This window comes from Rhizohabitans arisaemae (assembly GCF_025996515.1).
In the GTDB taxonomy this organism is placed as follows: Bacteria; Actinomycetota; Actinomycetes; order Streptosporangiales; family Streptosporangiaceae; genus Rhizohabitans; species Rhizohabitans arisaemae.
Map to the genome: position 1 here is coordinate 316,371 of NZ_BLRH01000034.1, position 13,198 is coordinate 329,568.

Sequence of the window (13,198 nt, forward strand, 5' to 3'; positions counted from 1 at the left end):
GCCTCAGACCGTGGCGGGCGCGGTGAGCAGCGCCGACAGCTCGCCCAGCGTCTCGGGCACCAGCCGGTAGTACACCCAGGACGCGCGGCGCTCCGAGGTGATCAGGCCGACGTCCTTGAGGACCTTCAGGTGGTGGCTGATGGTCGGCTGGGACAGCTCGAAGGCGCCGGTGATGTCGCACACGCACACCTCGCCGCCCTCGCGGCTGGCCACGATCGACAGGATGCGCAGCCGTACCGGATCACCCAGCGCTTTGAACACCCGCGCCACCCCTGCGGCCTGCTCGGCGTCCAGCGGCTCGCGCGCCAGCGGCGGGCTGCACTCCAGGATCTGCAGCAGCTCCACACACCCTCCCCACATAGATGACTGTCGAAGTCGACCCCTGTCTATATTGACATACATCTATTCCGGCTGATGCTACGGGGGCGTTGAGGTTGACCGGCAGGGTACGGACCCGCCACGGCAGGAAGTCGGGCACTGCGGCGGCGAACAGGTCGTCGCCGGTATGCAGGAACCGCTCGATCGTCTCGGTTTCCGCTCACTCATCCGATCGCCGGGCACAAGCCCGGTTCAGCAGCCCGTCGAGGCGCTTCGCCGCTCCACGAAGAGGACGTCACGCCAGGTGCCGTGGTGGCGGCCGATACGCTCGCGGGTGCCCACGACGCGGAAGCCGAGCGCCTGGTGCAGCGACAGGCTGGCGACGTTCTCCGGGAAGATCCCCGACTGGACGGTCCACACCCCGGCGTCCTCGGCCGCGGCGATGAACGCGCTCAGCAGGGCACGGCCGATGCCGTGCGCCTGGCAGCCCGGGTGCACGTAGACGCTGTGCTCGACCACCCCCGCATACACCGGACGGCTCGACACCGCAGAGGCCGCGATCCAGCCGACCACCTCGCCGGTCCCGGTGTCGGCGGCGACGTAGCGCAGGTGGGGCAGCCTGGCCGCGTCCAAGCCCTCCCAGGACGGGGCGGTCGTCTCGAAGCCGGCCTGCCCGGTGTCCAGTCCGGCCTGGTAGATGGCCAGCACCTGACCGGCGTCGGCCGCGCGCATCGGGCGGATCTCCAGGCCCGGGCCGATGTCGGGCTTGACGGCCTGGACGATGGCCGAGTGCACGCCGTCGCCGTGACCGGCGGTCAGCGTGATGGCCACCTTCACGAACCCGGCCGCCGCCAGCAGGGTGCGGTAGACCTCGATGCCGAGGGCACCGGCCGCACAGCTGATCCGCTGTTCGGCCGCGGCCTGCCGTACCGGGTCTGCGGTGTCGTCGACGACCACGTCGCTCACCCCGAACCGGCCGCCGGGGCGCAGCACCCGGAACGCCTCGGCCAGCACCGCGGCCTTGTCGTCGGACAGGTTGATCACGCAGTTGGAGATGACCACGTCCACGCTCCGGCCGGGTAACGGGATCCGCTCGATGCCGCCGCGCAGGAACTCCACGTTGGCCACGCCGTCCTGGGCGGCGTTGCGGCGGGCCAGCTCGACCATGTCCGCGCTGGCGTCCAGCCCGTAGACCTTGCCGTACGGGCCGACCCGGCGGGCCGAGAGCAGTACGTCGATGCCGCCGCCCGAGCCCAGGTCCAGCACCGTCTCCCCGCCGCACAGCTCGGCGACCGCGACCGGGTTGCCGCAGCCGAGGCTGGCCAGCAGCGCACCTTGCGGCAGGACGGCCACCTCGTCGTCCTGGTCGTAGCCCACGGTGCCGAAACCGCCCTCGGCGAAGGCCCGCGGCCCGCAGTCGAGGGCGGGCTCGCCGTTCATGGCCCGGCGGGCCAGACCGGAGTAGCGCCGGATGATCTCCTCGTCGGCCATCACTCAGCTCCTTCACTCACAGACGGGGGGTTCGGGAACGGGCTTGCCCATGACCACATCGGCCGCGGTCGGAAAGCAGCTCACGCAGTTCTCGTTGATCCGGTAGAGGCTGGAGGTGCCCTGGCGTTCCACCAGCACGAAGCGGACTTCGGCCAGGAGTTTCAGATGGTGGGAGACCGTCGACTGGCCCACCCCGGAGGCATCGACGATCTCGCCGACCGTCATCGGCTCCCGGCGCCGGGCCAGCAGCGACACGATCTGGATCCGGGTGGCGTCCGCGAGCGCTTTGAACCAGGTCGCGTACTCTTCGGCCTCGGCCCGATCCAGTGGCCTTGCCCCATAGTCTTTCATCGATAATCGACGATAGTCGATTATCGATGTGTCCGCCAGACTTCGCTTGTGACGTGACGACGGTCCGCCATCGATCACGGCTCGACGCCGATCAGGCGAACCGCTTGCCGCGGAAGTGCCCAACGTTGTCCGTCACATCGGCCCGAGTACGCGGACCGGGCCCGGCGTCGTAAGGCGGCGGTCGGCATGAGCGCCGTCGGCGCCGCTCTCCTCGCACCCCGCCGCCGTACGCGCCGGCTGACCGTCGGCGACGGGCGCGCCTTACGCGGAACCCTTCGCCAGGGCGATCGTCGTCTGTTGGAGGCGGCGCAGCGTCTCGACGGCGACGGACTCGTCGCCGTCGGCCAGGTAGCGCAGGACCAGGCCGTCGAATCCGGCCAGGAAGAGCCGGGCGAGGGTCGCGGGCGGGTGCGCGAGGGTGAGGCCCGCGCGGGCGGCGGCGTCGGAGATCAGCCGGGAGGCCGGCTCGTCCAGGCTCGTCGCGTAGTCGGCGGCGGTCTCGCGGAGCCGCGGGTCGCGGAGCGCGTGGGTGATCAGTTCGTAGACGAGCAGGTACCGGTCCCGATATGCCGTCACCGTGTCCCAGAGCGCGCCGACCAGCGCGTGCACGGTCTCCTCGAAGCCGGTGTCGTCGGGGACGGCCGCCTCCACCAGGGTGACGAGGGATCGGGTGAGTTCCTCCATGACCGCCCGGTACAGCTCCTGTTTGGAGCCGAAGGTGTAGTGGACGGTCGCCTGCGCCACACCCAGCTCGGCGGCGACCGCGCGGGTGCTGCCGGCCGCCACCCCCTCGCGGGACATCAGGGCGATGGCCGCCTCGATCAGCTGGGGACGCCGCTCGGCGGCGGGGACGTGGGGCATGCGCGCCAGCATACCGGCCACCGACTATTTCGAACGACTTTTTCGAACGACAAACTTCTGAGGTAGCCTCGAAACCATGACGACGACACAGATGCCGTCACCGCCGGGCCTGCCGTGGGTCGGCCAGGCACTGAGCATCCCGATGGACCAGCAGGTCGACTACCTCGTGCGGCAGGCCCGTGCACGCGGACCCGCCTACAAGCTCGGCTTCTTCGGCCGGGAGCTGACGATCGTCTCCGGCCTGGACCTGGTCACCGAGCTCTGCGACGAGACCAGGTTCCGCAAGAACGTCCACGACGACCTGGTCAACCTGCGCGAACTCGCCGGCGACGGCCTGTTCACCGCCTTCAACCACGAACCCAACTGGCTCAAGGCCCACGACCTGCTGCTCCCCGCGTTCTCCCTGGGGGCCATGCGCGGCTACCACGCCAGGATGCTCCAGGTGGCCGGGAAACTGCTCGACACCTGGGACCGGGCCGGGGACACCCCGGTCGACGTGGCGGCCGACATGACCAGGCTCACCCTGGACACCATCGGACTGTGCGGGTTCGACTACGACTTCGGCTCCTTCGAGGCCGACGAGCCGCACCCCTTCATCGAATCCATGGTCAGGGCGCTCACCTACGCCCAGGCCAAGGCCTCCTTCGTTCCCGGGCTCGGCTTCCTCTACGCCAAGCGGACCCGGCGGTTCGCGGCCGACCTGGCCGTCATGGGTGACCTGGTCGACGATGTGATCAAGCGCCGCCGTGTCTCACGCGACACCGGCACCGGAGACCTGCTCGGCCGGATGCTGAACTCCTCCGACCCCCTGGACGACGTGAACGTCCGACACCAGGTGATCACCTTCCTGATCGCCGGGCACGAGACCACCAGCGGCGCGCTGTCCTTCGCCCTGTACAACCTGGTCAAGAACCCCGCCGCGCTCGCCAAGGCCCAAGAGGAGACCGATGCGCTGTGGGGCCGGGGCGACCCCGACCCCACCCACGCCGACGTGGGGAGACTCCGCTACATCCGGCAGGTGCTCATGGAGAGCCTGCGGCTGCACCCCACCGCGCCCGCCTTCGCGGTGGAGCCGCTGGCCGACACCGTCATCGGCGGCCGGTACCCGGTGCGTCAAGGCGAGACCCTGATGGTGCTCATCCCGCAGCTGCACCGCGACCCCGTTTGGGGCGACAACCCCGACCTCTTCGACCCCGAACGGTTCTCCCCCGAGCGGGAGGAGTCCCGGCCGCCCCACGCCTTCAAGGCGTTCGGCAGCGGCGAGCGCGCCTGCATCGGCCGGCAGTTCGCGCTGCACGAGGCCACCTTGGTGCTCGCCCTGCTGGTGCACCGGTACCGCCTGATCGACCACGCCGGCTACCAGCTCAAGATCAAGGAAACGCTCACCGTCAAACCCGACGGGTTCACCCTGCGCGTCGCCCGGCGCACCCCCGCGCCGAAGCGGGCCACCGCACAGCAGGCCCCGGCGCGGACCCCGGTGCCCGCCGGGCAGGCCGCGCCGGGCACGCCGATGGCCGTCCTGTACGGCTCCACCATGGGAACCGCCGCCGCACTCGCCGGTGAACTGGCCGCGGAGGGCGAGGGGTACGGCTTCGCCCCGTCGGTCACCACCCTCGACGAGGCGGCCGGGGGCCTGCCGCGCGCCGGGGAACCCGTGGTGATCGTCACCGCCTCCTACAACGGCAAACCCCCCGAAGGCACCGAGACCTTCCTCACCTGGCTGACCGGGCTGGAACCCGGCGCGCTGACCGGCGTCCGCCACGCGGTGCTCGGCCTCGGGGACCGCAACTGGGCCGCCACCTACCAGCGGATCCCCACCCTCGTCGACGAGCACCTGCGAGCCGCGGGAGCCGTCCCGCTGGTGGAGCGCGGCGTCGCCGACGTCTCCGGCGACTTCGCCGGCGCGGTCGCCTCCTGGACGGCCGGTCTGTGGACCACGCTGCTCGCCGAGTACGGCGGCGGCGCCGAACCGGCCGGGCCGCAGCGGCAGCCGTACCGTATCGAAGAGGTCCCCGAATGGCGGACCGAGCGTTACGGCACGCGCCCCATGCGGGTGCTCACCGCCTGCGACCTGGCCCCGCGCGGCCGGCCCAAACTCCACCTGCGCCTGGAGCTGCCCGCCGGAGTCGCCTACCGGACCGGGGACCACTTCACCGTGCTCCCGGAGAACCCCCGGGAGCTGGTGGAGGAGGCCGCCGCCCGCTTCGGCCTGGACCTGGACCGGAGCGTCCGGATCACCGGGCCCCGCCACACGCGGCTGCCCGTCGGCGAACCCGTCGGCCTGCGACGGCTGCTCACCGAGGTCCTGGACCTGCGGCAGCCGGCGGGTCCCGAACTCGTCGCCGCCATGGCCGAGCACACCGCATGCCCCAATCAGCGGCGGGCTCTGGGCGAAGGGGACCACGCCGGGCGCGGCGTGCTGGACCTGCTCGCCGAGTACCGCGCCTGCGAGCTGCCGTTCGCCCGCTACCTGGAGTCGGCGCCCGTGCTGCGGCCCCGCACCTACTCGGTCTCCTCCTCCGCGCTCGCCACCCCCGGCACGGTCGACCTGATGGTGTCCCCGCTGCCCGGCGGCCTGGCCTCGGCGTACCTGTCCTCGGTACGGGAGGGGGACCTGGTGCACGCCCGGGTCCTGCCCGGGCCGGAGGCCTACCGGCTGCTCTCCGACGAGACCGTCCCGGCGATCCTGGTCGGCGCGGGGACGGGGCTGGCACCTTTCCGCGGCGTGATCCTGGATCGGCTGCACCGCGGGGCGCGCGGGACCCTGCTGTGCTACTTCGGCTGCGACGACCCGGACGTGGATTACCTGCACCGCGACGAGCTGGAGGAGGCCGAGGCCGCCGGGGTGGTCGGCATGCGGCCCGCGTACTCCGCCGCCCCGCGCAACGGCGTCCGCTTCGTCCAGGACCGGCTGCTGGCCGAGTCCGCCGAGGTGTGGCAGGTCCTGTCGGAGGGGGCCCGCGTCTACGTCTGCGGCGACGGCCGCCACATGGCACCCGGCGTCCGGGAGGCCTTCACCCGGATCCACCGGGAGGCCGTCGGCGGCGACCCCGAGGAGAGCAGGGCCTGGCTGACCGGCCTGCTGGACTCCGGCCGCTACATCGAGGACGTCTGGTTCGGCCCGGAGTCCTGACCACGGCCCGGCCGTTCCCGCGCCGACGACGTTTCCGGTACGGGCTGCGCCCGCAGGCCGTACCGGCCTGGCTTCCCCGCACCGTGGGAGCGGGCGTCGCCCACCACCGTCGCTCAGGGAACGCCCGGTCGATCACCCTCCGGCGACGTTCCGCCGTCCCGGCGTGCGGCAGCCCCGCCTTACCGGCCACCACCGCCAGGCTGAACCGCCCGGGCGATCTGGTCCGGGCGCTGGTGGCCGAACGTGCCCAGCGTGTTCCGCACCTGTGGGGGAGTGGACCTAACCTGTCGACTTCCTGCGGTGTACGGCCGTCGCCGCCCCGAGGGCGAGGGCGGCGTATCCGCAGGTCACGGCCAAGCCTGCCCAGGGCGGGAGCGGGTAGTAGCCCCCGAGCAGTGACAGGGCCACGTCCACATGCGCGAACGTGGGGACGCTCTGCGTGATCGCGAACCCGGCGGCTGGGGTGAACGTCAGCAGCCATGGCGCCAGGCCCGCGGTCGCCAGCAGGTAGGGCACGAGGACCAGCGCGACGGCCAGCCCGGCGGCGACGACGGCCCGCTTGACCAGCGCGGCCAGGCCCAGGGCCAGGACGGCGGCGGCCGCGGTCAGCGCCGCGTAGCCGACGATCACCCGCAGCCCGGTACCCAGGGTGATCGGCTGAATCGGGTTCTCATTGGCGCGCAATATCGCCAGGCCGACGGGGACCACGACCCCCGAGGTCACCAGCCCCGTCGTGAACGCGACCGCGCCGATCACCACGCCCTTGGCCGCCACGTCGGTCCTGGTCAGCCCGCGCCGTCGATCCGCCGTGAAGAACACGACCGCCACCACGAGCACCGGAATCAGCCCCAACCCTCCGCCGATCAGCATGAGGTCGGCGCGCACACCGCCCTCCACCGTGGCGGGCCCGATGTCCCCGTTTCCGGTCACGATGAGCTTGTCGCCGGACTCGACGACCCCGCCCGGGTGATGTGGGGTCTTGCCGTCGGACAGCATGCCGACGCCGACGTCGTCGCGGCGCCACGAACCGTTCGCGCCCTGCAGCGTGATCCGGTCGAAGGTGGCGGTGGTCTGGGCGAAGGCCTTCGCCATGTCCCAAAGGACGCCCGGTGAGGTGGCGAACAGCCCGATCTCGACCGTCTCCGGCAACCCGGTCAGCCTGACCGTGCCGACCTCGGTCCACGTCTTGCCGTCGTCCGACTCGGAGCCGGTGACGGTGTCGCCCGACCTGGTCAGCCGCAACCACTGCGGGCCGTTGTGAGGACCGCCGGGCAGGTCGTGGGTGAAGTTGTACTGCATCCGCACGCCGTGATACCCGGTGAGCATGACGGCGGCGTACGGCGTGCCCTGCGTGAGGCTCTGCCTGACGAGGAGCCCCGCCTTCGCCCACGGCACCACCCCCTCCTTGACGTTGCGCACCCCCGGTACGGCGTCCGGCAGCCGGATCTGCCCGGTCATGTCCGACACGCGGGCGGTGATGCTGCCGTTTCCCTTGAGCGGCTGGTGCACGAAGTAGTACCTGTCCTTCACCGCCGTGCCATCGGGTCCCAGCAGAGGCGCGGGGCAGGCGCCCTCCCCCTTCCCGGTCACGCAGGTGCTCCGGACGCCCCCGGCGATCAGCAGTCCGAGCGCCACGGTGACCAGCACGGAGGCCGCCAGGGCGAGCAGCCGGCCCCGCGCGGAGCGGAACCTGGTCCATTCCGCGCGCAGCGACTGAGGGAAGCGATCACGCCCGGTCGGCGGGCCGGATCGGTGAGATATGGATGAACTCATGCCGACGGTTGTACGCGGCACCCGGTTCCAGCCGGGTCGCGGCGGCTGCGACCCGGCTGGAACCGGGCGTCTGGCATCGTTGAGCCATGGCACTTCGACCCGGCGGCCGGTTCCGCCGCCCCTCCCACACGACGACCGGCGGCGAGCGGCGGTGAGGGTCCTCGTCGCCGAGGACTTCGAGGTCCTCGCCCGCTCCCTCGGAACCGGGCTGCGCCGCGAGGGCATGGCCGTCGACGTCGTCCTGGACGGGACCGCCGCCCTCGAACGCCTGGCCGCCACCCGCTACGACGTGGTGATCCTCGACCGCGACCTGCCCGGCGTCCACGGGGACGAGATCTGCCGGCGGCTCGCCCACGGCCGCTGTGAGACCCGCGTCCTGATGCTCACCGCCTCCGGCACGATCGAGGACCGCGTCGACGGGCTGAGCCTCGGCGCCGACGACTACCTGCCCAAGCCGTTCGCGTTCGCCGAACTGGTCGCCCGCGTCCGTGCCCTGGCCCGCCGCGCCACCCCGCCGCTGCCGCCCACCCTGGCCTGCGGGGACGTCACCCTCGATCCGGCGCGCCGTACCGCGTTCCGAGCCGGCCGGCGCCTTGACCTGAGCCCCAGGGAGTTCGCCCTGCTCGAATGTCTGCTCGCCGTACCCGGCCTGGTCGTCTCCGCCGAGGAACTGCTGGAGCGCGTCTGGGACGAGGCCGCCGACCCCTTCAGCAGCGCCGTCAAGCACACCGTGCACCGCCTGCGGGCCAAGCTCGGCGACCCGCCCGTGATCGAGACCGTCCGCGAAGGCGGCTACCGCATGGGACCGGCATGATCTCCCGAAAGTTCGCCGGAAGGTCCCTGCAGACGCGGCTCGCGCTCGCCTACGCGGCGGGCATCTACGCCGCCGGGGTCTTCGTGGTCGTACTCGTCGCCGTCCCGCTGGCCGGCATCGACGCGGCCATACCCAAGGGCCGGCCCTCAGCGAGCGCGATCACTGAAACCGGGCCCGGGATCAGCCTGCCCCAACTCCTCGTCGGCTCTGCCGTCGCCCTGGTCCTTCTGATTCCCGTCGCCCTGGCTCTCGGCTGGTTCGTCGCCGGCCGGTTCCTGCGGCCGCTGCGCGCCATCGCCGCCACCGCCCGGAGCATCTCCGCCGGCGACCTGCACCGGCGCCTCGACCTCGGCGAGCCCACGGACGAGCTGACCGAACTCGGCCACACCCTCGACGACCTGTTCGCCCGCCTGCAGGCGTCCTTCGACGCCCAGCGCCGTTTCGTCGCCAACGCCTCCCACGAACTGCGCACCCCGCTGGCCGGCCTGCGTACCCTGCTGGAAGTCGCGCTCGCCGACCCCGACGCCGACACCGGCACCCTGCGCTCGGTCTGCCAGGAGGCCCTCGCGCTGGGCGAACACCAGGAGCGGCTCGTCCAAGCACTGCTCGACCTGGCCTCCGGCGAACGCGGCGTCACCCGCCGGGACGCCCTCGACCTCGCCCACGTCGTCGAAGGAGTGCTCACCTCCCGCCGCGACCAGGCACGGGAACAAGGCGTCGACCTCGCCGAACACCTGACGCCCGCAGTGACGACCGGGGACCCGAGGTTGATCGAAAGCCTCGTCGCCAACCTCGTCGACAACGCCATCCGCCACAACCACGCGGACGGGCACGTAAAGATCACCACGGAGACCTCCGGCCCGCACGTGGCCCTTACAGTCGTCAACAGCGGGCCGGTCATCCCCGGCGACCAGGTCCGGCGACTCCTGCAGCCCTTCCGGACACTGGCGCCCGAACGTCACGGCCGCGACGGCTACGGCCTCGGCCTCGCCATCGTCAACGCCGTCGCCCAAGCTCACCAGGCCACCCTCACCGTCGACGCGCGTCCCGAAGGCGGCCTGTCCGTCACCGTAGGGTTCGCACACGGACTTGCCTAACGTCAGGGAACGACTGCGCGACGCCGACACCCGCATCGGGGCACCGGCCGGCGGAAACGCAGCGTGTACCGGCTCGCTTGCACCTACCGACCGATCGGTTGCCGCTCAAGGACCGATACCCACGCGCACAAGACGGCCCTGTCGGCGGCATGGTGCGCCGGCCTGGCCGCCGGGGCGAGAGAAGATCTACAGTTTGCCGCCGCGCATCAGGCCTCGATGTGCCCGACACGGAGGAGACCTGCGCGTTCTTCGCCGAAGCGCTCCTGCGCGCCGTCGCCGTGCCGTAGCCCGCACCATGGTCGCCCAGCCGATCGGGCGCGTCCCGGGGCGCAAGCGCGATGAGCCGGGCCTCGCTTGACTTCAGGTGTACATGAACCGGCACGGTGTCGGCATGAGCAAGCAACCGATCACCGTCACCCGGATCGTCAACTCCTGTGTGCTGCTGGAACTGGACGGCCACGCCATCCTCACCGACCCCTGGTTCATCGAACGGTGGTGGCTGCGCCGCGGGGAACCACTGGGCCTGCACGTCGCCGACCTGCCCCCGCTGACCGCCGTCGTCATCACCAACGTGGCCACCAACCACTTCGACCTGCCCGGGATGCGCACCCTGCCCGCCAAGGACACGACACCGGTGTACGTGCCCGCCCCGAATATGGCCCGCAGGGTTCGCGCACAGGGGTTCCGGCGGGTCGAAGCCGTGAACTGGGGGCAGACCCGGGAGATCGCGCCCGGCCTGTCCATGTTCGTTGTGCCCTCCGGGCGGACCGCGGTCTGGCCCAACAACGCCTACGCGTTCACCACGGCGGGCGGGGACCGGGTCTTCTTCGGCGGCGAGATGGACGACGTGGAGCCGCTGGAGCGATACCGGGCCGAGCATCCGCCGGTGGACCTGGCCCTGTTGCCCGTCAACGGGCTGCGCCCGCTGCTCGGGCCCCGCCTGGTGATGGGTCCGCGCCAGGCCGTCGCCGGGTCCTCCGTCCTGGGCGCCAAGGTGCTGGTCCCGGTGCACGACGCCCACGGGCACGACCCGCTGTCGCGCCTGTTCCGCACGACGGGCACCGCGTCGGACGCGGTGGCGCTGGCCGGGCCCGACCTGCGGGTGGTGGACCTGCCCACGGGTGAGCGCTGGAAGTTCACGCAATGAGGCTCTTCCTGAACGGCGTCGTGGACGAGATCGAGCCCATCACCGCGCGGATGCGCCGTGTCCGCATCGCCGGTCCCCGGTTGCGCGACCTCACCTGGGTACCCGGCACGCACATCCGCCTGCTGGTCGGCGACCCGCGCTCGCCCCGCTCGTGGGTGCGCGGACTGCTGCGCACCTACACGATCTGGGACCACTCGCCCGACGGCTACCTTGATCTCTGTATCCTCGACCACCCGGCCGCCGGACCCGGCGCCCTGTGGGCGCGGCGCGTGCGACCCGGCGACCCGGCCGCCTTCACCGCCCCGGAGGGCAGGCTCGTGCTGCGCGCGGACGCGCCGTACCACCTGTTCGCCGGGGACGAGACCGCGGCCGTCGCCTTCGGGGCGCTGCACCGCGCGCTGCCGCCCTCGGCCGCCGCGTACGGCGCCGTCGTGGCCGACGGGCCCGCCGACCGCCTGCCCCCGGCACGGACCGGCCACCTCACCTGGACCTACCGTCCGGGCGAGCTCGTGGACGCCGTGCGCGCGCTGAACCTGCCCGCCGAACCCGGTGTCGCCTACCTCGCCGGCGAAGCCCGTACCTGCCAGGCGGTCCGGGACCATCTGGTCCGCGAACGCGGCTGGTCGCGTCGCGACGTCGTGGTCAAGCCGTTCTGGGCGCCGGGACGACGCGGGATGGACTGAGATGACCGGCCTGTGCGACCTCCACGGGATCGGGTTTGCGTATCTCGCCGCCGAGCCCGTTAATGTGCGCATGAAGGCAACCATGGGTATCGGCGAAGTGGCCGACGTGTTCGGGCTGCCCACGCACGTGCTGCGCCACTGGGAGAGCGTCGGGCTGCTCGTCCCGGCCAGGGACGGCGGCGGTCAGCGCCGGTACGGCGCGGCGGACATGCGGCGGGTGGCGATGATCCTGATGGGCAAGGAGGCCGGCCTCGGGCTGCGGATGCTCTCCCAGGTGCTCACCTCGCCTGACCCGATGCGGCACGCGGACCTGCTCAGGGAGCACGTCGAGGTGCTGGAACGGCGCATCGCCCAGGCGCAGGCGGCGCGGGACCTCATCCTGCACGCGCTGGAGTGCCCGCTCGGCTTCGATGAGTGTCCCCACGCGCGGGAGCAGATCGAGGCGCGGATCCCCCTCGCGGGCCGGGGCGGCGGAACACCACCGGAAGGCGGTCTGCCGGGCACGCCCTGAGCGACGGCGGTGAACGGGGTGTCGACGTCGGGCCGGGTCGGCGTCCGCCGACGGGGTGCGCGGACGGCGGCGGATGCGGCCTAGCGGGGCACCGGTCGGCCGACCCTGGTCGCGCCGCCCGCAGGCTCGTCTCCGGCCGCCTGACACGCCGACGGGGTGAGGAGGCCCCTCACCCCGTCGTTCAGTCGATGTGGACGGTGGTCGCGCAGATTACGCGCTTCTCCTCAGGCCGCCACTGGATCTGCTCAAACGGTGCCATGACAAACTGGACCGGCCTGCCGTCCTTGCCGGGCACACCGTCGTAGATCTTCAGGTACTCCTTGTCGCAGAAGTCCCCGGCGAACTTGCTCATCGTCTCGTACCCGGGGAAGGGCCCGTCCCGGATGTCCGCGGGCAGGTCGGTGGCCGCGTACGTCTTGTACTTGTGCTTCCCCGCGCAGTCCACGAGCGGAACCGTGCCGTCACGGCTGGGGATCCGCTCGGTGTCGATGCACGAGCCGTCGGGGATCTCGCGAAACTTGACCACGCGGGCTCCGGCCGGAGCCGCGGCCTCCTGCGTGGCCGGCGCCGCGGCGCAGCCCACGCCCAGCAGTCCGGTCAGCGCCAGGCCGGCGAGCAGCCGTGGCAGGCCACTGGGCCCGCCACCGATCGTGGCGGGCCCAGAGGACGAAATCATGGAATGGAGTTCAGCGGGCAGTCGATCGACCCGTAGGACGTGTCCGGCTTGTCGCGGCCGGGCAGCAGCTTGCTGTCGTTGTCGGCCCACCAGTGGTATCGCTTGAAGTGCGCGAAGTTCTCGGTGCGCTTGATGTAGTGATCACCGGTGAGGTGCTCGTGGCCCCAGGCCCTGCTCGTAGGCTCGCCGCCCTCACCATCGTTGATAGCGATCTTGCCGCTTGCGCCGCACCGCTTGTCGGCGTGTGCGGGCGTCACCGAGACCGTGACCAGACTGGCGGCGACCGCAGCAGTCAGTCCCGTGACCGTCAAGCGCTTAAGGAAACCCATCGGTCCTCCTCTAG

General features: G+C 71.8%; 13 protein-coding genes. 6 read left to right on the forward strand and 7 right to left on the reverse strand.

The window, feature by feature from the left end:
• Positions 1–3 precede the first annotated feature (3 nt).
• The 4 genes from RUR_RS16860 to RUR_RS16875 all read right to left on the reverse strand — a co-directional run bounded on the left by RUR_RS16860 (position 4) and on the right by RUR_RS16875 (position 3,021).
• Positions 4–345 carry an ArsR/SmtB family transcription factor gene (locus tag RUR_RS16860; protein ID WP_283136017.1) on the reverse strand — a complete coding sequence of 114 codons (342 nt, stop codon included), beginning with the start codon at positions 343–345 and terminating at the stop codon, positions 4–6.
• 225 nt (positions 346–570) lie between these two features.
• The gene (locus tag RUR_RS16865) at positions 571–1,809 is read right to left on the reverse strand and encodes a GNAT family N-acetyltransferase (protein WP_283136018.1); all 1,239 of its coding nucleotides are present in this window, start codon (positions 1,807–1,809) and stop codon (positions 571–573) included.
• Between the two features lie 12 nt (positions 1,810–1,821).
• Positions 1,822–2,160 carry an ArsR/SmtB family transcription factor gene (locus tag RUR_RS16870; RefSeq protein ID WP_283136019.1) on the reverse strand — a complete coding sequence of 113 codons (339 nt, stop codon included), beginning with the start codon at positions 2,158–2,160 and terminating at the stop codon, positions 1,822–1,824.
• 261 nt (positions 2,161–2,421) lie between these two features.
• Positions 2,422–3,021, reverse strand: coding sequence for a TetR/AcrR family transcriptional regulator (locus tag RUR_RS16875; RefSeq protein ID WP_283136020.1), 600 nt, complete (start codon positions 3,019–3,021; stop codon positions 2,422–2,424).
• 76 nt (positions 3,022–3,097) lie between these two features.
• On the opposite strand from RUR_RS16875, the gene RUR_RS16880 reads away from it, so the two are divergent.
• Complete coding sequence (locus RUR_RS16880) at positions 3,098–6,154, forward strand: cytochrome P450 (protein ID WP_283136021.1); 3,057 nt, start codon at positions 3,098–3,100, stop codon at positions 6,152–6,154.
• 279 nt (positions 6,155–6,433) lie between these two features.
• Here the strand turns inward: RUR_RS16880 and RUR_RS16885 are convergent, their stop codons facing one another.
• Complete coding sequence (locus RUR_RS16885; protein WP_283136022.1) at positions 6,434–7,927, reverse strand: DUF1349 domain-containing protein; 1,494 nt, start codon at positions 7,925–7,927, stop codon at positions 6,434–6,436.
• A gap of 151 nt (positions 7,928–8,078) precedes the next feature.
• Here RUR_RS16885 and RUR_RS16890 point away from each other — a divergent pair, with 151 nt between their 5' ends.
• From RUR_RS16890 to RUR_RS16910, 5 genes are all read left to right on the forward strand, one after another.
• Entirely contained in the window at positions 8,079–8,741 is a 663-nt protein-coding gene (locus RUR_RS16890; RefSeq protein WP_283136023.1) for a response regulator transcription factor, read from the forward strand.
• The gene (locus tag RUR_RS16895; RefSeq protein ID WP_283136024.1) at positions 8,738–9,838 is read left to right on the forward strand and encodes a sensor histidine kinase; all 1,101 of its coding nucleotides are present in this window, start codon (positions 8,738–8,740) and stop codon (positions 9,836–9,838) included. The genes RUR_RS16890 and RUR_RS16895 overlap by 4 nt, the downstream gene beginning before the upstream one ends.
• 391 nt (positions 9,839–10,229) lie before the next feature.
• Positions 10,230–10,985: an MBL fold metallo-hydrolase gene (locus RUR_RS16900; protein WP_283136025.1), complete on the forward strand. Its 756-nt coding sequence runs from the start codon at positions 10,230–10,232 to the stop codon at positions 10,983–10,985.
• Positions 10,982–11,668, forward strand: a complete 687-nt coding sequence (locus RUR_RS16905; RefSeq protein ID WP_283136026.1) for a siderophore-interacting protein — start codon at positions 10,982–10,984, stop codon at positions 11,666–11,668. The genes RUR_RS16900 and RUR_RS16905 overlap by 4 nt, the downstream gene beginning before the upstream one ends.
• An 82-nt stretch (positions 11,669–11,750) precedes the next feature.
• Positions 11,751–12,179, forward strand: a complete 429-nt coding sequence (locus RUR_RS16910; RefSeq protein WP_283136027.1) for a helix-turn-helix domain-containing protein — start codon at positions 11,751–11,753, stop codon at positions 12,177–12,179.
• Positions 12,180–12,360: 181 nt separating this feature from the next.
• On the opposite strand, the gene RUR_RS16915 is transcribed toward RUR_RS16910, so the two are convergent.
• Both RUR_RS16915 and RUR_RS16920 read right to left on the reverse strand, forming a co-directional pair.
• Complete coding sequence (locus tag RUR_RS16915; protein WP_283136028.1) at positions 12,361–12,855, reverse strand: septum formation family protein; 495 nt, start codon at positions 12,853–12,855, stop codon at positions 12,361–12,363.
• Positions 12,852–13,184 carry a hypothetical protein gene (locus RUR_RS16920; protein WP_283136029.1) on the reverse strand — a complete coding sequence of 111 codons (333 nt, stop codon included), beginning with the start codon at positions 13,182–13,184 and terminating at the stop codon, positions 12,852–12,854. Before RUR_RS16920 ends, RUR_RS16915 begins: the two co-directional genes overlap by 4 nt.
• Positions 13,185–13,198: the final 14 nt, after the last annotated feature.